The organism is Mesorhizobium sp. 131-3-5, assembly GCF_016756575.1.
Lineage (GTDB): Bacteria > Pseudomonadota > Alphaproteobacteria > Rhizobiales > Rhizobiaceae > Mesorhizobium > Mesorhizobium jarvisii.
Window position 1 is genome coordinate 1,827,501 of the sequence record NZ_AP023254.1, and the last position, 19,618, is coordinate 1,847,118.

Annotated in this window: 18 protein-coding genes, 1 tRNA gene and 2 rRNA genes (1 of these 21 running past the window's edge); 12 read left to right on the forward strand and 9 right to left on the reverse strand. The window is 64.3% G+C overall.

The features are described from left to right. The 3 genes from JG747_RS08890 to JG747_RS08900 all read left to right on the forward strand — a co-directional run. A 23S ribosomal RNA gene (locus JG747_RS08890) occupies positions 1-1,103 on the forward strand (it extends 1,697 nt beyond the left edge of the window). Between the two features lie 203 nt (positions 1,104-1,306). Then, positions 1,307-1,421, forward strand: a 5S ribosomal RNA gene (gene rrf, locus JG747_RS08895). Between the two features lie 156 nt (positions 1,422-1,577). Beyond that, positions 1,578-1,654, forward strand: a tRNA-Met gene (locus JG747_RS08900). A 260-nt stretch (positions 1,655-1,914) separates the two neighbouring features. On the opposite strand, the gene JG747_RS08905 is transcribed toward JG747_RS08900, so the two are convergent. Further along, complete coding sequence (locus tag JG747_RS08905; RefSeq protein WP_064980964.1) at positions 1,915-2,832, reverse strand: LysR family transcriptional regulator; 918 nt, start codon at positions 2,830-2,832, stop codon at positions 1,915-1,917. 139 nt (positions 2,833-2,971) lie between these two features. Between JG747_RS08905 and JG747_RS08910 the strand changes: the two genes are divergently transcribed. Both JG747_RS08910 and JG747_RS08915 read left to right on the forward strand, forming a co-directional pair. After that, positions 2,972-3,610, forward strand: coding sequence for a DsbA family protein (locus tag JG747_RS08910; RefSeq protein WP_019861330.1), 639 nt, complete (start codon positions 2,972-2,974; stop codon positions 3,608-3,610). Positions 3,611-3,646: 36 nt separating this feature from the next. Then, positions 3,647-4,258 (forward strand): NAD(P)-dependent oxidoreductase, encoded by a 612-nt coding sequence (locus JG747_RS08915; protein ID WP_064980962.1) that lies wholly within the window; start codon positions 3,647-3,649, stop codon positions 4,256-4,258. On the opposite strand, the gene JG747_RS08920 is transcribed toward JG747_RS08915, so the two are convergent. Further along, complete coding sequence (locus tag JG747_RS08920) at positions 4,259-4,441, reverse strand: hypothetical protein (RefSeq protein WP_019861327.1); 183 nt, start codon at positions 4,439-4,441, stop codon at positions 4,259-4,261. 45 nt (positions 4,442-4,486) lie between these two features. On the opposite strand from JG747_RS08920, the gene JG747_RS08925 reads away from it, so the two are divergent. Then, positions 4,487-5,269, forward strand: coding sequence for a DeoR/GlpR family DNA-binding transcription regulator (locus JG747_RS08925; RefSeq protein ID WP_038649863.1), 783 nt, complete (start codon positions 4,487-4,489; stop codon positions 5,267-5,269). Positions 5,270-5,286: 17 nt separating this feature from the next. On the opposite strand, the gene JG747_RS08930 is transcribed toward JG747_RS08925, so the two are convergent. Next, the gene (locus JG747_RS08930) at positions 5,287-6,723 is read right to left on the reverse strand and encodes an ROK family protein (protein ID WP_223217853.1); all 1,437 of its coding nucleotides are present in this window, start codon (positions 6,721-6,723) and stop codon (positions 5,287-5,289) included. Positions 6,724-6,807: 84 nt separating this feature from the next. Next, a complete protein-coding gene (locus tag JG747_RS08935; protein WP_019861324.1) occupies positions 6,808-7,716 on the reverse strand; it encodes a tagatose-bisphosphate aldolase in 909 nt (302 codons plus the stop codon). A 276-nt stretch (positions 7,717-7,992) separates the two neighbouring features. Here JG747_RS08935 and JG747_RS08940 point away from each other — a divergent pair, with 276 nt between their 5' ends. The 5 genes from JG747_RS08940 (at position 7,993) to JG747_RS37785 (ending at position 12,688) form a co-directional block, all read left to right on the forward strand. Beyond that, positions 7,993-8,892: a sugar-binding transcriptional regulator gene (locus tag JG747_RS08940; RefSeq protein WP_019861322.1), complete on the forward strand. Its 900-nt coding sequence runs from the start codon at positions 7,993-7,995 to the stop codon at positions 8,890-8,892. A 412-nt stretch (positions 8,893-9,304) separates the two neighbouring features. Further along, the gene (locus JG747_RS08945) at positions 9,305-10,282 is read left to right on the forward strand and encodes an ABC transporter substrate-binding protein (RefSeq protein ID WP_027047417.1); all 978 of its coding nucleotides are present in this window, start codon (positions 9,305-9,307) and stop codon (positions 10,280-10,282) included. A gap of 95 nt (positions 10,283-10,377) precedes the next feature. Further along, on the forward strand, positions 10,378-11,439 hold the full coding sequence (locus JG747_RS08950) for an ABC transporter permease subunit (RefSeq protein WP_019861320.1): 1,062 nt from the start codon (positions 10,378-10,380) through the stop codon (positions 11,437-11,439). Continuing rightward, complete coding sequence (locus JG747_RS08955) at positions 11,432-12,187, forward strand: ATP-binding cassette domain-containing protein (protein WP_019861319.1); 756 nt, start codon at positions 11,432-11,434, stop codon at positions 12,185-12,187. Before JG747_RS08950 ends, JG747_RS08955 begins: the two co-directional genes overlap by 8 nt. Before the next feature lie 102 nt (positions 12,188-12,289). Then, positions 12,290-12,688 carry a hypothetical protein gene (locus tag JG747_RS37785; RefSeq protein WP_032920761.1) on the forward strand — a complete coding sequence of 133 codons (399 nt, stop codon included), beginning with the start codon at positions 12,290-12,292 and terminating at the stop codon, positions 12,686-12,688. Between the two features lie 70 nt (positions 12,689-12,758). Here the strand turns inward: JG747_RS37785 and JG747_RS08965 are convergent, their stop codons facing one another. The 5 genes from JG747_RS08965 to JG747_RS08985 form a co-directional block, all read right to left on the reverse strand. Further along, entirely contained in the window at positions 12,759-13,544 is a 786-nt protein-coding gene (locus JG747_RS08965) for an ABC transporter ATP-binding protein (protein ID WP_202361629.1), read from the reverse strand. Next, complete coding sequence (locus tag JG747_RS08970) at positions 13,541-14,338, reverse strand: ABC transporter ATP-binding protein (RefSeq protein WP_019861317.1); 798 nt, start codon at positions 14,336-14,338, stop codon at positions 13,541-13,543. Before JG747_RS08970 ends, JG747_RS08965 begins: the two co-directional genes overlap by 4 nt. Next, positions 14,335-15,165 (reverse strand): ABC transporter permease, encoded by an 831-nt coding sequence (locus JG747_RS08975; RefSeq protein WP_019861316.1) that lies wholly within the window; start codon positions 15,163-15,165, stop codon positions 14,335-14,337. Before JG747_RS08975 ends, JG747_RS08970 begins: the two co-directional genes overlap by 4 nt. Continuing rightward, positions 15,162-16,148, reverse strand: coding sequence for an ABC transporter permease (locus tag JG747_RS08980; RefSeq protein WP_019861315.1), 987 nt, complete (start codon positions 16,146-16,148; stop codon positions 15,162-15,164). The genes JG747_RS08975 and JG747_RS08980 overlap by 4 nt, the downstream gene beginning before the upstream one ends. Before the next feature lie 258 nt (positions 16,149-16,406). Further along, positions 16,407-18,017 carry an ABC transporter substrate-binding protein gene (locus JG747_RS08985; RefSeq protein WP_019861314.1) on the reverse strand — a complete coding sequence of 537 codons (1,611 nt, stop codon included), beginning with the start codon at positions 18,015-18,017 and terminating at the stop codon, positions 16,407-16,409. A 366-nt stretch (positions 18,018-18,383) separates the two neighbouring features. Here JG747_RS08985 and JG747_RS08990 point away from each other — a divergent pair, with 366 nt between their 5' ends. Then, positions 18,384-19,574, forward strand: a complete 1,191-nt coding sequence (locus tag JG747_RS08990; RefSeq protein ID WP_019861313.1) for a M24 family metallopeptidase — start codon at positions 18,384-18,386, stop codon at positions 19,572-19,574. Positions 19,575-19,618: the final 44 nt, after the last annotated feature.

Sequence of the window (19,618 nt, forward strand, 5' to 3'; positions counted from 1 at the left end):
TGTTTATCAAAAACACAGGGCTCTGCGAAGTCGCAAGACGACGTATAGGGTCTGACGCCTGCCCGGTGCTGGAAGGTTAAGAGGAGGGGTGCAAGCTCTGAATCGAAGCCCCAGTAAACGGCGGCCGTAACTATAACGGTCCTAAGGTAGCGAAATTCCTTGTCGGGTAAGTTCCGACCTGCACGAATGGCGTAACGACTTCCCCGCTGTCTCCAGCATAGACTCAGTGAAATTGAATTCCCCGTGAAGATGCGGGGTTCCTGCGGTTAGACGGAAAGACCCCGTGCACCTTTACTATAGCTTTACATTGGCATTCGTAGTGGCATGTGTAGGATAGGTGGTAGGCTTTGAAACCTGGGCGCCAGCTCAGGTGGAGCCACCCTTGAAATACCACCCTTATTACTATGGATGTCTAACCGCGGCCCGTTATCCGGGTCCGGGACAATGTATGGTGGGTAGTTTGACTGGGGCGGTCGCCTCCTAAAGAGTAACGGAGGCGCGCGATGGTGGGCTCAGAACGGTCGGAAATCGTTCGCTGAGTGCAATGGCATAAGCCTGCCTGACTGCGAGACTGACAAGTCGAGCAGAGACGAAAGTCGGTCATAGTGATCCGGTGGTCCCGCGTGGAAGGGCCATCGCTCAACGGATAAAAGGTACGCCGGGGATAACAGGCTGATGACCCCCAAGAGTCCATATCGACGGGGTTGTTTGGCACCTCGATGTCGACTCATCGCATCCTGGGGCTGGAGCAGGTCCCAAGGGTATGGCTGTTCGCCATTTAAAGCGGTACGTGAGTTGGGTTCAGAACGTCGTGAGACAGTTCGGTCCCTATCTGCCGTGGGTGTAGGAATATTGAAAGGATCTGTCCCTAGTACGAGAGGACCGGGATGGACGGATCTCTGGTGGACCTGTTGTGGCGCCAGCCGCATAGCAGGGTAGCTATATCCGGACGGGATAACCGCTGAAGGCATCTAAGCGGGAAACCCACCTTAAAACGAGTATTCCCTGAGAACCGTGGAAGACGACCACGTTGATAGGCCGGGTGTGGAAGAGCGGCAACGCTTGAAGCTTACCGGTACTAATAGTTCGATCGGCTTGATCGTTCTCATTCCTTATGCTCATCTGACAAGGTCAGATGGTTTGTTCTCACTCACGCTTGTTCCGCCCTGCGGGCGGCGCTACGTGGGTGCGGTGCATCAGCGCCGACGGTCGGTCGACCTTGCGAAGCTTCGCTTCGAAAGGCGCCAAGATCAAAGAACGTCCAAGGCACAAAAAACAGCTTCTCGAACAACGTGCGTTTTGCCGACCTGGTGGTTATGGCGGAGCGGCTGCACCCGATCCCATTCCGAACTCGGCCGTGAAACGCTCCAGCGCTGATGGTACTTCGTCTCAAGACGCGGGAGAGTAGGTCGCTGCCAGGTCTGCTAAACGCACGTTGAACTCACATCCAATCGGATGTCAGTGAAATCTTCTCTCTACGAACAAGGCCCGCCAAGGGACCACGGGCCGCGTAAGCGGCCCTTTCATTTGGTGAGCCATCTACCTATTTGTAGGCTTGCGCTTACATCCAATGGTGACGCGGGGTGGAGCAGCCCGGTAGCTCGTCAGGCTCATAACCTGAAGGTCACAGGTTCAAATCCTGTCCCCGCAACCAAATATAAAAGAGCCCGCCCTCGTGCGGGCTCTTTTATATTTAGCCGTGGTGCCCGGCGAGTTAACCCTCATCAGCCGTCCGCAACGAGGCCTTGCCGACGCCGCAGGTCAGAAACGCAAAGCCTCTCCCCAAAACCAAATCATAAACGGCCCGCCTGGCTCAAACCAGCGGGCCGTTTTGCGTTTGGGCACGATCGAACACGGCTAAGGCCAAAGCGTTCCGATGTAAGCCTCCACTGACATTGCGTGCTGTGTGCGGAGTCACCCCCTGGCGACGCCGCGTGCTCGCTTTCGCTCGGCCGCGGCGAGCAATTCGACGAAGGCGCGCACCTTGGCGGGCCGGAAGCGGGCCGGCGGGAACACCGCGTGGATGCCGCCGGTCGGCAAGGTCCACTGCGCGAATATCCGCACAAGCCGACCCCCGACGATATCCTCATCGACCGCATAGTCAGGAAATATGCCCAGACCGATGCCGGCGATCACGCAAGCATAGGCCGCCGGGCTTTTGTCGCAGACGACGACGGGATTGAGTTCGGTCAGCACCGTGTCGCCGTCCTTAGAGAACAACCATTGGCCGACGCCGCGCAGCTGGGCATTGCCGACCCAGGCCAGCGATCGCGCCTGGTTCGGGTTCGCATCCGCGGGCAGGTCTGCCGCGAAGGCTGGGCTCGCAACGACGATCTGTTGAATCGTGCCCAGTCGCCGCGCCTGGTTAGAGGAATCAGCAAGCCAGCCGACGCGGATGCCGAGATCGATCTGCTCGTCGACCAGATTGCTCACCGCGTCGTCGAAGATCGCTTCGACGCGCATCTGCGGATAGGCTTTCAGATATGCCGCCATGACCGGCGCCACCACTCTGGTGCCGTAGTCGAGCGGCGCGGTCAGCCTCAGCGTTCCGCTCGGCTCGACCGCTGCCTGCGAAATCTCGCCATAGGCCGACTCCGCCTCACGCAGGATGATCATCGCGCGATCATAAAAGAGGCGACCGTCTTCCGTCGGGGTGACGCGCCGCGTCGTGCGCTGCAGCAGCGTCGCGCCCAGTTCCTCTTCGAGCCTGCCGACTTGATGGCTGACCACGGCCTTGGCGACGCCAAGCCGGTCCGCAGCTGATGTGAACGAGCCGGTTTCCATGACGGTGGTGAAGTAGACGAGCCGATTGAGGTTCAGAAGGTCGGCCAAGGCGGCTGCTTTTGTCTGATTAAATCAGACAGTTTGTATTATTGAGCGCTGTTTATAGCAAGACCTCCGCCTGCCACATACGGCCAAGACTTTTTGGCGGCCCGTCAGCCGACAGTCCGTACCAAGGAAGGCAGCGCTCGTGAGTAATTCAGACGTGACTTACCTTTTCGATCCGCTCTGCGGCTGGTGCTACGGCGCCACGCCGATGCTGGACAGGCTGTCGGCCAGCGGCGTGCGCATCGAGCCGCTGGCGACCGGGCTGTTCTCCGGCGCCGGTGCGCTGCCGATGGATGAAGGCTTTGCCGCACATGCATGGGCGAACGACCAGCGCATCGAGCGTCTGACCGGACAGGCATTCACGCAGGCCTATCAGCGCAATGTCCTCGGCATCCGTGGCACTTTGCTCGACTCGCATGCGGCAACCCTCGGCATCAGCGCCGCCGGACTGGAAGATCCCAGCCGACGGCTCACAGCACTGAAGGCGATCCAGCGTGCGCGCTATGTCGACGGCCGAGATATCGTGACTGCCGAAGGCGTAGCCGCCGTGCTCGCCGATACCGGCATGGCCGATGCCGCCGCCATGCTGAGGAAGCCGGCCGAAACCGTGCTGACGGTTCATGCCGAACTGGTCGGCCGTGGCCGAGCGCTGTTCCAGCGCCTGCATGCCAACGGCGTGCCTTCGCTGGCAGTCATCCGCAACGATGCACCGCGGCTCATCGGTTCGAATGCGCTGTTTGGCAGCTTCGACAATCTCGTCGCCCATATCGCGGCGGCGTGATCCACAACTGACCTCCAACAAGGACTGGAAAAGGACATGGCAAAAGTCGCTCTCATCGGCGCATCGGGCGCTGTCGGTTCGCGCCTGCTCAAGGAACTCTCCGACCGTGGCCATACGGTCACCGGCATTGCCCGCCACCCCGAAAAAATCGCCGCGCTGCCCCGTGTGACGGCCAGGAAGGGCGATGTCTTCGACAAGGAAGGTCTCGCCAGGCTGATCCATGGGCATGATGTGGTGATCAGCGCCGTGCATTTCGTTGACAGCGACCCCGACACGCTGATCGCCGCAGTGCGTGCTTCCGGCGTCAAGCGCTATCTCATTGTCGGCGGCGCCGGCAGCCTTGAGGTCGCGCCCGGTAAAAGGCTGGTCGACACGCCCGAATTCCCTGCGATCTACAAGGCCGAGGCACAGAAGGGCGCCGACTTCCTCGACAAGCTGAAAACCGTCGGCGACCTCGATTGGACGTTCCTGTCGCCCTCCGCCATGTTCGTACCGGGCGAGCGCACCGGCAAATACCGTCTTGGCAAGGACACGCTACTGGCCTCGGACAAGGGCAGCAGCATCTCCTTCGAGGACTACGCCATCGTCATGGTCGACGAGATCGAGAAGCCGGCCCACATCAGGCAGCGTTTTACGGTCGGCTATTAATCAGACGGCAGCGGCCGTGTCTCGATCGGGACCGGCCGACGCCAGCCGCATCAGGGCTTCGCGGACGCCGACGCGCCGATAGGTTTCGGTGACGAGGCCGTCCTGTCTCAGCTCCTGGCGGCGGCGTTCGACGAAGGCGCGTTCCTCGGCGCTCAAATCGTGCTCGCGGGACTCCTTCCCCATCAACGTCGGTGCCGCTAATGTTCCAGACTTCGCGGAGGACAGATCATGGAGCAGAGCCGGCTGTCGAAGAAGGAGCGGCATGAGCTCATCCTGTCGGAAGTGCGCCGCTCGGCCTCGATCCGTGTTTCCAGGCTCGCTTTGCGCCTGGGTGTCGCCGGCGAAACGATCCGGCGCGACCTTATCGAGCTTGGCGATGCGGGGTTGCTCAACCGAACCTATGGCGGTGCGACGATCTCGCTGGCGACATCCGAGCCGGTGATCGCCGAGCGCAGCCAGACCATGATCGAGGAGCGTGCGCGGATCGGGCGCGGTGCGGCCGGACTGGTTGAGAAGGGCCAGATCGTGATGATCGATGGCGGCTCGACGACCTATGAGGTGGCGCGCGGTCTCTCGCAGCTGAAGCGGGAGCTGACGATCATCACCAACTCCATCGGCGTGGCCTCGGTGACCGGCGCCAATCCGAGCTTTCGGGTCATCCTGTGCCCCGGCACCTATGACAGCCGAGAAGCCAGCGTGGTCGGTGAGGATACGGTGGAATTCGTCAGGCGCTACAATGCCGACATTGCCATCATCGGAGCATCGAGCCTGTCCGCGGACGGGCCCAGCGACATGATCTCGGGGGCGGCGGCGGTCAAGCGGGCTATGATCTCTCGCGCGCTGTCCACAGCGCTTGTGGTGACCAACGACAAGTTCGGCCGCAACAGCCTCGAACGGATCTGCGCTCTCAGCGCGCTTTCCGACATCGTCACGGATCGTGAGCCGCAACCGGCGCTGCGCGCGGTCATCGAAGCGGCCGGAACGGAACTTCACGTCTGTAGCGGCGACTGAACGGGTCTTCCGACTGTCTATGCGCCGCCGGCCATCGTCGCCCGCAACCAGGCCGTGATGGCATCGAAGTCGATCGGCTTCGTCGTGTCGACGTCGAATAGCGGTCCGCGCCGCAGCGGCTCGGCGCGCTTGGCGAGCTCGATCAGTTCGGGAATATAGGCGGCACCGGGATGGCCAGCGGGGCGCTGGTCGAGGCGGGCGCCATAGCGCTCGGCGAGCACCTTGCCGGGCGCGTGGCACCAGATTTCGAAAGTCTGCTCGACGCCGGCATTTCGCAGATGATCCTCGAGAACCTCGCGCGGCTGGAAGCCGAACCAGGCATCGACGATGAAGGTGGTGCCGGCCGGCGCTTCGCCGACCACCGACCAGATCGCCTGGTAGCTGCCGCGGCCCAGCGTGCGGTTGAACAGGCGGTCGCCGCCGCCGAGCACTTCGAGAAAGGGGTTCTTGATCGTGTCGAGCGCCAGCAGCGGCCAGCCCATGCGATCGGCGATGCCGCGCGAGACGGTGCTCTTGCCGCTGGCGGGGATGCCGTTGACGAGCACGGCGCGCCGCAGGCGGCTGGACTGGGTCGGGGGCGACGTGTGCTGGTCCCCCGCCAGTGCCTGGAGGCCGGCGCCGATCACGCCGGCGTCGTCGCCGAGTTGTGCTGCTTCGACCTGGCATTGGTACCAGGGTGCCAGCGCCGGCGCGCGGCCGAGTGCTGCGTGAGCCGCCCGGCCAAGGCCGCCGCCAAGCAGCACCAGATCGGGAGCGAGCATGGCAACGGCGGTGTCGATGGCGGCCCGCAGCGGTTTCGCCCAGGCGTCCAGTACGCCGCGCGCCTGGATATCGCCGGCTGCATCGCGGGCAAAGAGCTGATCGACCGAAGTATCGGCGCCGAGCCCGGCGCGCGCAATATGACGGCCGAGCGCGGTTCCCGAACTGGTGGTCTCGACGCAGCCGCGACGGCCGCAGGCGCAGACCTCGCCATTGACGTCGACGGTGATGTGGCCGAGCTGGCCCGCCGTTGCCGAACCACGCGTGATCCGCCGATCCTGGGCGACGGCGCCGCCAATGCCGGTGCCGATGGTGAACATGACGATGTTGCCATGGCCGCGCCCGGCGCCGAGCGCCATCTCGGCGGCCAGCGCCATGTTGCAGTCATTGTCGATGACGACAGGCTTGCCTGTCATGTCTTTCAGGCGCTGGGCCAGCGCAACCGAGGCGAGGTTGACATAGCCGCCCGACAGCACCGCGCCGCGCCGCGCATCGACGCGGCCCGGAACGCCGACGCCGATGGCCTTCACATCCGGGGTGTCGAGAAGGCGCACCATGTCAGCGATACGACCGAGCACCAGCTCCGGGTCGGGCGCGCTTTTTTCGGAAACGCGCTTGAGGATTTCACCGGTGCCGGAAATGCGGGCGGCACGCAGATTGGTGCCGCCGATATCTATTCCTATGCTCTGAGGCATGGCGTCCTGCATCTGTGTTCACGCAATTCCGGACGCAAAGCCGCTTCACACTTTCGCTGGATCAGCTCTCGTCCAACGCAACTGTCAGGCAGCGGCTTTCTGCCGGTAGTGCCCGATCACGGCCTGGATTTCACGCAATCGCGGCACTGCGATGGTCTTAAGCCTTTCGCGCTGGATGTCACGGTCGAGCGAGATGCAATCTTTCCACAGCGAGCGGCCGGCGATGACGCCCGAGGCGCCATTCTGCATGGCGATCTTGACCTGGCCGAGAAAGGTCGCGTGGTTGACGCCGGCCGAAAGCACCGCCCACGGCACCTCGCCGGCCATTCTGGTGATGTTGGCGCAGGCTTCCGCCGTTCCGGGGTAGGGAAGCTTCAGGACCTTGGCGCCACACTCCAGCGAAATCCTGGTGCCTTCCTCGACAAGCCATGGCGTCTTGGCCGCATAGTCCTCGGGGCTTTCCCCGTCGAGCTGATAGGTCAGGAACTCGACGACCAGCAGCAGGTCCTCTTGTCCGAAATCGGCGATGCACTGGCGCAGGATGTCGATGTTGTGGTCGTTGGCTTCAGGCTTGTCGGCTCTGAGATACACCATGATCTTGCCGCCGGTGCCGCCGAGTGCGCGGACGCGGCGCGCGTCGATGCCGGGAACGAGGCGCGACAGGCGGTAACCTTCGGGAGAGATATCGAAACCGGAAGCGTCGAGGCCGATGAGCAGCGCCGTATCGCGGTTCAAGACGCCTTCGTCGACAATGCGCGGCACCGCGCAGAGCGGGTCGAGCAGCACGCAGGACGCCGCACTGGCGAGGTAGCGCGTGATGTCGGCCTTGGTGTCGCCGAGCATGTCATTGGTGATCTTGGCCTGTTCGTCCGGGTCCGACGCCAGCAAGGTCCGCATGCCGCCGCGCTGGTCGCAGGCGATGGCCACCATGGCCCCGTCCTTGCCACATATCTGCTGGTAGCCGCGCAGTTCCGCGGTGGTCATCTTGGTCATGGTCTCAATCCGATGTTGGCGCTCTCTAGACGAAGGGCGCGGATCCCGTGGAAACAACGATGTTCAGTTCTGCCCGCCTGCCGGCAGGAAGCCGCGACGCGCCATCGCCTTCGAAGAAAGCGCCTCGCCGGGCTCGCGGCCCGCGAGCCGCCGCACGTTGCGAGTTGGCTGGATTTGCGCGATAACTCCCGTCGGCCTATGTGTGTGTAACACGTTGCTGAAAGGAATTGCAAGCTGTCTTCCCCTCCCATCCAGGATGCGACCGCATCGCGGACGATGCTGCACACGGTGGCCAAGCTGCATTATGTGGAGGAGATGTCGCAGGTCGATATTGCTCGCCGGCTCGGCGTCTCCACCGCGACGATTTCGCGCTTGCTGCAGCGGGCGCGGGCCGAGGGCATTGTCCGCATCGAGGTTCTCGACCTGGCAACGCCGGAGGACATCACCAGGCAGCTGATCGACGGCTTGAAATTGCGCGATGCCGCTGTGGTCGAGACGCCGGCGGCGGGCACGCTTGCGGCGCTCGCCGCACCCCTTGGCGGGTTGCTCAGGCAGGCGCAGCTGGTGGCGGGCTCCGTCGTCGCCATCGGCTGGGGGCGCGCCGTGCGCGAAGTCATCCGGGCCGGCCTGCCGCGGATGCCTGGCGTGCTGACCGTGGCCGCCACCGGCGGCATGCAGCAGCAGGCGGCGCATTTTCAGGTCAATGAATTCGTGCGGCTTGCCGCCGAGGAGTTCGGCGGCACGCCGCATTTCATCCATGCCCCCTATCTGCCGTCCAGCGAATTGCGCGAGGTCTTCCTGCGCGACACCGCCATCCGCGATGCCGTCGCTTTGTGGGAGAGGACCGATGTCGCGATCGTCGGTATCGGCCTGCCGCATGCCATCAATGCCCCAGAGGCGAGCGCCGCCACGCCGAGCGAGCAGGCTCTGGTTCATGCCGCCGGTGACGTGCTTCGCCACTACTTCGATGCCGAGGGCACGCTGATTGCCTGGGAAGGGGAGAGCCGGATGATCGCCATGTCGCCGGCGCAGTTGCGCGCGGTGCCACTGGTCATCGGCCTTGCCGCGTCGCCGGAAAAGGCGACGGCAATTATTGCAGCCGTTCGCGCCGGTCTCATCAACACGTTGGTGACGGATACCAAGACGGCGCAGGCCATCCTCGCAGCGCTCGCGTAACGAATAGTCCAGGCAGGACGCCGTCACGAAAACCAGTTGTGCCGCCGAAAGCCCCGGGTGATAGTTGACCGGGGCTCTGCGGAGCAATCGGATGTCGTACGGTTTGAAAAGCCCGGCGCTACCAACTCGGAAAAACCGAGTTGCAATTTATTTCTGCAAAGTGTTACAAGTTCGAACGCCCGCCGGCAAGGCGAGGCGTGGGACACAGTTTGCCGGACCTCGCGGAGGCTAGGAACGAGGCTGTGGCCAGGTGCGCCGGCGACTGACCGGCCGACATATCGACTGGAGGGCGCTTGGGAGGAGCTGCCCGCAAAAGGCAAACAGGCGTTCCCGGCCGTCGGCATCCGAACGGATGACGGCCATTCCAATGTCACTTGCAAACGGCAGATCTGCCAACAATGAGGAGGATGTCATGAAGAAGATCGTTGCCGCGCTCGCGGCGCTCGCCGTCAGTGCCACGGTGCTGATTGCGCCCGCGCAGGCGCAGGACAAGAAATACACCATTGCGCTCATTCCCGGCCTGACCACCGACGGCTTCTACATCACCATGCGCAAGGGCGCCCAAGCGGCGGCCGACGCGCTTGGCGTCAACCTGGTCTTCCAGGGTGCGCCGGACTTCAACCCGGTCACCCAGGTGCCGGTGCTCGACGCGGTCATCGCCAAGAAGCCGGATGCAATCCTGATCGCGCCGACCGACAAGGTTCAGCTGGTCGAGCCGCTGCGCAAGGCCAATGACGCCGGCATTCCGGTCATCACGGTCGACACTTTCATCGGCAGCGGCGTCTACCAGACCGGCGCCGGCGATGCCGATTTCCCGCTGTCTTACATCGCGTCGGACAATGTACTGGGTGGCGAGATCGCGGCGCGGGCTCTGGCCACGTCCATTGGCGACAAGGGCAAGGTCTACGTCTCGAACGTCAAGCCCGGCATCTCGACCACTGACCAGCGCGAAGAAGGCTTCAAGAAGGAGATGGCCAAGCATCCGGGCATCACCGTGCTGGAAACCCAGTTCAATGACGACGACGCCAACAAGGCGGCTTCGCAACTGCAGGCGGTGTTCGCGCGCAATCCCGATCTGGTCGGTGTCTTCGGTGCCAATCTGTTCTCGGCGCTGGGTGCCGCCAACGGCGTCAAGCAGGCGGGACAGACCGGTACGGTCAAGGTCGTCGCCTTCGATGCGCCGACCAGCATCGTCGACAACATCAACACCGGCCTGGTCGACGTGGCGATCGCCCAGCATCCGGCCGAGATCGGCTATTACGGCGTTGTCTCGGCCTATGCCCACCTGACCGGCCATTCGATCCCGGTCACGATCGGCACCGGCTTCACGATCATGGACAAGTCCAACATCGCGGACCCGAACATCTCGAAGTATCTCTACTCCGAGTAAGTCCAGCACAGTCTGGCTCCTCCCGGTCCGCCGGGGGGAGCCTGCACCGGGTCCCTCGCCAATCGAGACCTGTCTGAAGGCGCCGCGGAGTATCCATGACCTCGACATCACCAGCCCAGCCTGCCGAGAAGCATGTCGCCCCTCAGGCCGATCATGGCGATCCGGCCCGAAGCCTGGTCGCACGCATCGCCGAAGGGCGCGCTTGGCTGTTCCTGGCCGGACTGCTCATCTGTTTCGAGGTCTGGTCGCGGCTCGCCTTCGGCGCGACCTTCGTCCTCAATCCATTCAACCTGCAGTCCATCGCCATCTTCGCCGTGGCGCCGCTGCTGCTGGCGACCGGGCAGACCTTCGTCATCATTTCCGGCGGCATCGACCTGTCGCTCGGCTTCATCATGGGGCTGGCCGCCGTCATCGCCGCGCATGCCACCAACATGGCGGGCGCCGCCATTCCCCTGCCGCTGGCCATGCTGGCGGGCATCCTTGCCTCGGTGATCGTTGCCGGCGTGCCGGGTGTTATCAACGGCCTGCTGATCTCGCGGCTCAAGGTGCCGCCCTTCATCGGCACGCTCGGCATGTTCGGCGTCGCGCGCGGCGCCGCCTTCCTGCTTGCCGGCGGCACCACCGTGCCGGTGCAGAATTCCTGGTTCGCGCTGCTCGGCAACGGCAAGTTCTATGGCGTGCCCTATCTGGTGCTGATCACCGCGGTCTTCGTCATCGTCATGCACTACCTGCTCAGCCAGACCCGGTTCGGCCAGCACAATTATGCCATCGGCGCCAATGTGCAGGCAGCGCGGCGGGCCGGCATCGACATCAGGGGCCACATATTGCGGCTCTACGTGCTGTCGGCGATGTGCGCCGGCCTCGGCGGCGCGCTCTATGCCGCGCGCTTCACGGCGGGCGCGGCGCAGGCGGGCGAGCCACTGCTGCTCGACAGCGTCGCGGCGGTGGTCATCGGCGGCGCCAGCCTGTTCGGCGGCTCCGGCACCATTTTCGGCACGGTCGCCGGCGCGCTGGTGATCGCGGTCATCCAGTACGGGCTAGTCTTCGTCAATGTCGAGCCGTTCTGGCAGTTCATCGCCGTCGGCGTCGTCATCATCATTTCCGTCCTTATCGACCAGGCGCAGCGCCGGTTCAGTGGAGCCCGTCAGGATGAATAGCACCAACCAGAACGCACCCCTGCTGGAAGTCCGGAATCTCTCCAAGCATTTCGGCGCCGTGCGTGCGCTCAACGACTTCTCCATGGCCGTGCGGCCGGGCGAAGTGGTGGCGCTGGCCGGTGACAACGGCGCCGGCAAGACGACGCTGATCAAGGCGATATCGGGCGTGTTCCAGCCGACTGGTGGCGAGATCCTCCTGCGGGGTCAGCCGGTGACGTTCGCGACGCCACAGGAGGCGCGCGAGATGGGCATCGAGACGATCTACCAGGATCTGGCGCTCGCCGACAATCTGTCGATCGGCGCCAACATCTTCCTTGGCCGCGAACCGATTCGCAAGGCGTTCGGCTTCCTGCCGGTGCTCGACCGCAAGGCGATGGCCGAAGCGGCCAAGGCAACGATGGGACGGCTCGACTTCCATGTCAGCCGGCTCGAGGCCCCGGTCAGTAATTTCTCCGGCGGCCAGCGCCAGGCCGTCGCCATCGGCCGCGCCGTCTACTGGGATGCGCAGATCCTGATCATGGACGAGCCGACGGCCGCGCTTGGCGTGCCGGAGCAGCGCAAGGTGATCTCGCTGATCCACCAGCTCAAGGCGCAAGGGCGCGGCGTGATCTTCATCTCGCACAATCTGCAGGACATCTTTGCTGTGTCGGACCGTATCGTCGTGCTGCGGCGCGGCATCCAGGCCGGCGAGCGCAAGATCTCCGAGACCAACCATGACGAGGTCGTCAAGCTGATGGTCGGGGGCTAAGCTGTGTTGATGTTCTGCCGGCCTGCAGACGCTCGGCCTGACCTGAATCTCAACACACCTTAGATCGTCAATGCTTAGCCGGCATCGCGATCGGTCAGCGCGATGTGGCAGCAGCCGGAGCCGTGGCCGGGCGTCCAGGTGACGTTCTGGAAGCGCACGCCGGTCGCCTCGAACAGACCGCGGTCGAAGGCGCCGGCGATGCGGCAAAGCGTGCTTTTCGTCGCCGACGCCAGCCTCGACCCAGGCATCCTTCAACGGGCAGCGCTTGACCCTGAAGGCGATGCGGTCATCGCCGCGTTCGACATCGGTCGGATACATCAGGCCGCCATCCGGGCTGACCGCCAGGAAGGCCTCGCCGATCGCAGGCGCATCATTGGCGCCGAAGCTGGCGAAGGCGGCCGCCGCCACTTCCTTGCCGCGCTGCTCGATGGCGCGGATCATGATCGCCTCGGCCTTGTCAGAACCCAGCTCTCCGGTCAGTTCTTCGAGGAAAGGGGATAGAGATCGGCGCGATTGCGGAAGGCGGAATCGAGTTCACGCGACAGCTTTTCGGCTCTGCCTTCAGGGTCGGTCATGATGCGTCCTGTGTGGTTCTTTTGAGCCTTGGTGCTGCCGCCACCAACGCCTTGCCGATGGCTGACTGCGGGGCGTCGATGACGGCGCGGGCATCGCCGCTCTCGGCGATCCGGCCGGCATCGAGAAGGATGACGCGGTGGGCGACGGCGCGCACGACGCCGAGATCATGGGAAATAAAGAGATAGGCGATCCGTTCCTGCCTTTGCAGGTCGAGCAAAAGGTCGAGGATCTGTCCACGCACCGAGACGTCGAGTGCCGAGACCGCTTCATCGAGCACGATCAGCGATGGTTTTGTGGCGATGGCGCGGGCAATGGCGACGCGCTGTCGCTGGCCGCCGGAGATTTCGTGGATGGCGCGGGGCGCGAGATCGGCCGCCAGCCCGACACGCTCGAGCAAGGCGGCGATGCGGTGTGGGCGCTCGGAGCGGGAGGCGATGCCGTGGATGCGCAAGGGATCGTCGAGGACATGCGCCACCGTGGCGCGCGGGTTGAAGGCGGCCAACGGATCCTGGAACACCATTTGCAGACGCGCGCGGCGTGCGCGCAACGCAGCACCACCCAAGGCGAGGAAATCATTGTCCTCGAATTCAATGGCGCCGGCGTCCGGCTCGACCAGGCGCAGCACCAGCCGCGCGATCGTCGACTTGCCGCTGCCGGAAGGGCCGGCCAGCGCCAGTGTTTCGCCGGGCTCGATGTGAAAAGACACGTCGTCGACTGCAATGACGGTCTTGCCGCCGCGCCGGTAGTGTTTGGTGAGGTTGGACACTGCGAGCAGGCTCATGCGGGGAGCCCGGCTCGGTTCAGCAATGGTGCGGCGTCGAGGCCGATATGGGCGTCGAGCAAGGTGCGGGTGTAGGCTTGAGTTGGGGCGTCGACAATTTGTGCCGTCGCGCCAAGTTCGACGAGTTGGCCATGGCGGAACACGGCGATACGCTCGGCGAGTTCGGCCGCCAGCGCGATGTCATGGCTGATGAACAGCAGCGTCATGCCGTCCTCGGCCACCAGCCGCCGGATCAAGGCGACGATCTCTGCCTGCACGATGGTGTCGAGCGCGCTGGTCGCCTCGTCGGCGATCAGCAGTTTCGGCCCGGCCGCAATGGCCGCGGCAATCGCCACGCGCTGCTTCTGACCGCCGGAGAGCTGGTGCGGGAAGGCGTGCAGGGCCGAGTCCGGGTCGGGCAGGCGGACGCGTTCGAGCAAGGTTTTGGCCTTGGCGTATGCCTGGGACCAGGTGAGGCCGAGATGGGTGCGGGCGACTTCGGCGATCTGTTTGCCGATGGTCATCACGGGATCGAGGCTGGCGGAAGGGTCCTGGAAGACGAAGCCGATGTCGCGGCCAAGGAGGGGCGGGCGACCAAGGCCGGACCATTCAATTCTTCCGCCAACCGCTGAAGAAGCCGGCAGCAATCCCGCAATCGCCAGCGCCAGCGTGCTCTTGCCGGAGCCGCTTTCGCCGATGATGGCCAGGCGCTCGCCAGCCACGATGTCGAGGCTGATGTTCCTCAGCGCCGCCACTGCGTTGCCGTCGCGGCGATAGGTCACCGTCAGGTCGCGGATCGAAGCGAGCGCGCTCACGACAGACTTCGCCTGACCGCCGTCGTCTCGACAATGCCTTCACCGGCGAGATAGACGCCGAGCACGGTCAGCACCAGCGCAATACCTGGCACGATCGACAGGAAGGGCGCGGTACGCAGCACGGCGCGGCCTTCGGCGATCATGCCGCCCCAGGTGACGCGGTTGGGGTCGCCGAGGCCGAGGAAGGACAGCGCCGCTTCGGTGAGGATGGCGGCGGCGACGATCACCGAGGACATTGCCAGCACCGGCGGCAAGGCGTTGGGCAGCACTTCGCGAAAGGCGATTTCGAGCGAAGGCATGCCGATGGCACGCGCGCTGGCGACATAATCGCGTTCGCGAATGGAGAGGACTTCCGCGCGGGCGACACGGGCAGGCCCGGTCCAGGTGCCGAGCGCTATTGCCGCAACGACGATGCCGAGCGACGGGCCGACGACGCTGACGAAGGCCAGCGCCAGCAGGAAGCTCGGCACGGTCTGGAAGGCATCGGTGATGCGCATCAGCACCTCGTCGACGAGGCCGCCGGCAAAGCCGGCAAGCGTCCCGACCACCGCGCCGATGGCAAGTGCCGCCGCAGCAGCAGCAAGGCCGACAGCGAGCGAGGTGCGGGCGCCGTGGAAGAGTTCGGCCAGCACGTCGCGGCCGAGCCGATCGGTGCCGAGCGGCAGCGACCAATCCTGGAAAGGCGGCAGCAGCGCCGGGCCGGCGATGGCTTGCGGATCGCCGGGAAACAGCAGCGGTGCGATGAGCGCCATCGCAATCAATGCGGCCAGCAGGATGGCGCCAGCGACCGCCTCGGGCGTGCGCAGGAAACGGCGGAGCGGGCTCATGCGCCGGCCTCGCCGGCGCCGACGCGCGGATCGAGGAAAGCATAGGCGATGTCGACCAGCAGGTTGATGACGACGACCAGGACGGCGCTGGTGAGGATGATGCCGAGCAGCAGAGGCGTGTCGCGCGAAGCCACCGCTTCCTGCGCCAGCCGCCCAAGGCCGGGCACGGAAAACACGCTCTCGATGACGACGCTGCCGCCCAGCATCTGCGCCGATTGCAGGCCGAGCATGGTGACCAGCGGCAGCAGCGCATTGCGGGCGACGTGGGCGAGCACGACGCGGCGGCGCGACAGCCCCCTGGCGCGGGCGGCGAGGACAAAATCCTGCCGCCAGGCTTCGGCCATGCCGGCGCGCATCATGCGCAGGTAGAGCGCGAGGTAGATGAAGCCGAGTGCGGCCACCGGCAGGATGAGATGGATGGCGATGTCGGCGGCGCGGTCGAGGCCGGTCTTGTCCGAGGCGAGCGTCTCGATGCCGCCGATCGGCAGCCAGCGCAGGTCGACGGCGAAGACTGCGATCAGCACCAGGCCGAGCCAGAAACCCGGTACGGCATAGAGGGCCAGCGAGCCGATCGACAGGAAGCGATCGCGGGCGCTGCCGGGCCTTGCGCCGGCGTAGATGCCGAGGGCGGAACCCAGCCCGAAGGACAGCGCGGTGGCGCTGACCATCAGCAGCAGTGTGTTGGGCAACCGTTCGAGAATCACGTCGCGGATCGGCCTGGAGAAGGTCACCGACTGGCCGAGATCGAGATGCAGCAGCGCCCAGAGATAATTGGCGAGCCGCGTCAGTTCCGATTGGTCGAGGCCCCAGCGATGGCGCAGCATTTCGATCATGCCGGCGTCGCCGCCGGTCGACACGATATAGGCGTCAACGGCATCGCCGGGGGCGGCTTCGAGCAGCAGGAACGTGCCGATGACAACGATCAGCAGCACGAAGACGCTGCCGACGAGACGGCGGCGGAGAAGGATGAGGGCGCGGGTCATGTTGGCTTACCCTCCCCCTTGTGGGGAGGATCGCTCCGCAAAGCGGAGCGGGGTGGGGGTCTCTTTCAGGCCTGCGCCACACCCCCCACCCCGCCGACCGGCTGCCGCTTCGCGGCATCCACTCGTCGACCCTCCCCACAAGGGGGAGGGTGAAGCCGGCAGCCTTACCCGGCAAGATAGAGGGATGCGCGAAGGGACTCTCATCGCCGATGATGAGCACTCGCCCAAACGATGCGCAAGCATCCCGTGACGATCTTGCTAGCCCGCCAGATACGTGTCCGCCCAGTTCGACACCGCCCAGCGCGGATTGTTGGCGATGTTGCCCACCGTGTCGCGCGCGACGCTGATGAAACTCCATTCGGCGACGTTGATCAGCGGCAGGTCGGCGGCCACCTCCTTCTGGAACTCCTTGTAGAGGTCGGTGCGGGCCGTCGTGTCGAGCGTCTCGGACGCCTTGGCGATCAGCGCGTCCAGCGCGGCGTTCTTGTAGCCGCCCTGGTTGGAGAACGGCACACCGTCGGGAATCCCGCTCTGCACCAGGATGGTGGTCGAAATCGCCGGGTCGCCGCGGAACACAGGCGGGCCGACGGCGAGGTCGAAGGCGTGGTCGGTGTAGACGGCCTTGATGTGCGCGGCGGAGTCGTTGTTGACCAGTTGCGCGTCGATGCCGATGGCCGCGAGCGCCTGGCGCAGATAGTCGCCGAACTGCTTGGTCTCGTTGAAATAGGGCGCCGGCAAAAGTTTGAGCGAGAAGCGCTTGCCGTCAGCGCCCTTCTTGTAGCCGGCCTCGTCGAGCAGCGCGTTGGCCTTGGCGACGTCGAAGGCATAGGTCGGGACATCGGCGGTGTAGAACTGCGGATCGTTCTTCGGCACCGGGCCGGTGGCGGTCGCGGCATAGCCGAGGAACACCGTCTTGACGACGAAGTCCTTGTCGATCGCATGCGCGATCGCCTGGCGCACTTTCAAATCGGCCAGTTCCTTGCGGCGATGGTTGATCTCGACGACGAGCTGGTAGGTCAGCCCCTCATAGCCCTTGGTGATCACCTTCAGGCCCGGCACCTTGGAGATGCGGTCGAGGTCGGCCAGCGGCACGGCGGAGAAGGCGGCAAGCTGGATCTCCTCGGCTTCCAGCGCGCTTGCCGCGGACGTGCGGTCGGGCAGCACCTGATAGATGATCTCGTCGAGATAGGGTTCGTCCTTGCCCCAATAATCGGTGTTCTTCGTCAGTCGGTAATACTGGCCGGCCTTGTACTCGCCGAACTTGAACGGGCCGGTGCCGATCGGCGCGGTGTTGGCCGGGTTGTCCTCGATCTTGCCGACCTCGTAGATGTGCTTGGGCACGACGCTCGACAGCGCCGGCAGCGCGTTGCGGATCAGCTGGAACGGCGTCGGCTTGGCGAATTTGAACACGGCGGTGAGATCGTCGGGCGTCTCGACGCTGGCCAGATCCTTGAACACGGTGCGGCCGAGATTCTGCAGCGGTTTCCAGATCTGCAGCGCCGAGAAGGCGACATCGGCCGAGGTGAACGGCTTGCCGTCATGCCATTTGACGCCGTCGCGCAGCTTGAACGTCGCTGACAACCCGTCGGCGGCACCTTCCCAGCTCAGCGCGAGGCGTGGTGCGAGCCCGTCCTTGCCGTCGAAGGAGGCTTCGGCCAGCGTCTCGACGATCTTGCTGGAGATGAAGAAGACGCCGTTGGAGGCGACGATCGCCGGGTTGAGGTTGCGCGGCTCGGAATCGGCGGCGAGCACCAGCCGGCCGCCCTTCTTCGGCGTCTGCGCCCAGCCCAATGTCGGCATGGCCGTGGAGGCCAGCAGCATCGCCGAGCCGGCAAGCATCTTGCGTCTCGAAATCGTGAAACCTGACATGATCGAACTCCGTCCTCTGCGCGACCCGATCGGCGCGACAACACCCCTCGGATGCCGGCGCGTGCATCCTTGCGACAGTGATTATGAGCCTTGTCATGGGTTTCGCCAGAGACGGAATTGGCGCATCCTGGCTTGGCTTTGAAATTTTCGTCCGCTGGACCAGTTCAAGAGAACGGCTCAATTCGATCTATCTGGTAAGACCAGATTTGGCGAGTACGCGACAGATGACGAGTTGGTGACCGTTTGGCTGTGCCGCTGGCATATTTCTGGCTAGACCAGAGCGGGCAAAATGGTGCAGATTTGATCCACAGCCAAGGGATTGGGAGCGCAACCGCGCCGATCACAGGCAAATTCAGGGAGAGAGAGATGAACATTGCGCCGGGCAAGAATGCCGTCAGCAATATTCCGTTCGACCAGGCCAGGGTCGACCGGCTGATGGAGGAGGCCGGCATCGATGTGCTGCTCGCGACCTCCAAGCACAACACGCAGTATTTGCTGGGCGGTTACAAATTCATCTTCTTTGCCGCCATGGATGCGATCGGCCATAGCCGCTACCTGCCGATCGTCGTCTACGAAAAAGGTGGACCGGAGCACGCGGCTTATATCGGCAACCGCATGGAAGGCGGTGAGCATCAGAACAACCCGTTCTGGACGCCGACGCTGCATGCCGCCTGCTGGGGCACGCTAGATGCCGCCAACCTCGCCGTCGAACATCTGCAAAAGATCGGCAGAGCGGGTGCGCGCATCGGCATCGAACCAGGCTTCCTGCCGTCGGACGCCTACACACTGATCCGCAAGGCATTGCCGGAAGCGAAGCTGATCGACGCGACCGACATGCTGGAGCGCATGCGCGCCATCAAGACCGACGCGGAGCTGGAGAAGCTTCGCACCGCCTCCGAGCTGATCACCGATTCCATGCTGGCGACCATCGCCTGGGCGCGCGAAGGCACGACCAAGGCCCAGATGATCGAGCAGATCAGGCGCGAGGAGACCAATCGCGGCGCGCATTTCGAATATTGCCTGCTGACGCTGGGCTCCAGCCACAACCGCGCCGCCTCGCCGCAGGCGTGGAAGAAGGGCGAGGTGCTGTCGATCGATTCCGGCGGCAATTATCACGGCTATATCGGCGACCTCTGCCGCATGGGCATTCTGGGCGAGCCTGATGCCGAGCTTGAGGATCTGTTGGCCGAGGTCGAAACCGTGCAGCAGGCGGCGTTCTCCAAGGTGAAAGCCGGCACGCTGGGTGGAGACATGATTTCGCACGCCGAGGGCGTGCTGAAGAAATCCAAGGTCGCGCCCTATACCGATTTCTTCGCCCACGGCATGGGCCTGATCACGCATGAGGCGCCGTTCCTGATGACGAACCACCCGGTGGCCTATGAAGGTACTTATGCGGACAAGCCGCTGGAGAAGAACATGGTGCTGTCGGTCGAGACGACCATGCTTCACCCGACGCGCGGGTTCATCAAGCTGGAGGATACGCTGGCGGTCACGGAGACTGGTTATGTGATGTTCGGTGATCGCGGGCGCGGGTGGAACAGGGGCGGGACCCTATAAAGGCCAAGGCCGGCGCCGCCCCTCATCCGCCTGCCGGCACCTTC

What these genes read in the sequence shown, in the direction of transcription:
- JG747_RS08925 (WP_038649863.1), top strand. Translation starts at nt 4,487, where the DNA reads ATGGAGCAGAGCCGGCTGTCGAAGAAGGAGCGGCATGAGCTCATCCTG.
- JG747_RS08990 (WP_019861313.1), top strand. Translation starts at nt 18,384, where the DNA reads ATGAACATTGCGCCGGGCAAGAATGCCGTCAGCAATATTCCGTTCGAC.
- JG747_RS08975 (WP_019861316.1), bottom strand. Translation starts at nt 15,165, where the DNA reads ATGAGCCCGCTCCGCCGTTTCCTGCGCACGCCCGAGGCGGTCGCTGGC.
- JG747_RS08945 (WP_027047417.1), top strand. Translation starts at nt 9,305, where the DNA reads ATGAAGAAGATCGTTGCCGCGCTCGCGGCGCTCGCCGTCAGTGCCACG.
- JG747_RS08950 (WP_019861320.1), top strand. Translation starts at nt 10,378, where the DNA reads ATGACCTCGACATCACCAGCCCAGCCTGCCGAGAAGCATGTCGCCCCT.
- JG747_RS08915 (WP_064980962.1), top strand. Translation starts at nt 3,647, where the DNA reads ATGGCAAAAGTCGCTCTCATCGGCGCATCGGGCGCTGTCGGTTCGCGC.
- JG747_RS08940 (WP_019861322.1), top strand. Translation starts at nt 7,993, where the DNA reads ATGCTGCACACGGTGGCCAAGCTGCATTATGTGGAGGAGATGTCGCAG.
- JG747_RS08980 (WP_019861315.1), bottom strand. Translation starts at nt 16,148, where the DNA reads ATGACCCGCGCCCTCATCCTTCTCCGCCGCCGTCTCGTCGGCAGCGTC.
- JG747_RS08985 (WP_019861314.1), bottom strand. Translation starts at nt 18,017, where the DNA reads ATGTCAGGTTTCACGATTTCGAGACGCAAGATGCTTGCCGGCTCGGCG.
- JG747_RS08965 (WP_202361629.1), bottom strand. Translation starts at nt 13,544, where the DNA reads ATGAGCCTGCTCGCAGTGTCCAACCTCACCAAACACTACCGGCGCGGC.
- JG747_RS08935 (WP_019861324.1), bottom strand. Translation starts at nt 7,716, where the DNA reads ATGACCAAGATGACCACCGCGGAACTGCGCGGCTACCAGCAGATATGT.
- JG747_RS37785 (WP_032920761.1), top strand. Translation starts at nt 12,290, where the DNA reads ATGTGGCAGCAGCCGGAGCCGTGGCCGGGCGTCCAGGTGACGTTCTGG.
- JG747_RS08955 (WP_019861319.1), top strand. Translation starts at nt 11,432, where the DNA reads ATGAATAGCACCAACCAGAACGCACCCCTGCTGGAAGTCCGGAATCTC.
- JG747_RS08920 (WP_019861327.1), bottom strand. Translation starts at nt 4,441, where the DNA reads ATGGGGAAGGAGTCCCGCGAGCACGATTTGAGCGCCGAGGAACGCGCC.
- JG747_RS08930 (WP_223217853.1), bottom strand. Translation starts at nt 6,723, where the DNA reads ATGCCTCAGAGCATAGGAATAGATATCGGCGGCACCAATCTGCGTGCC.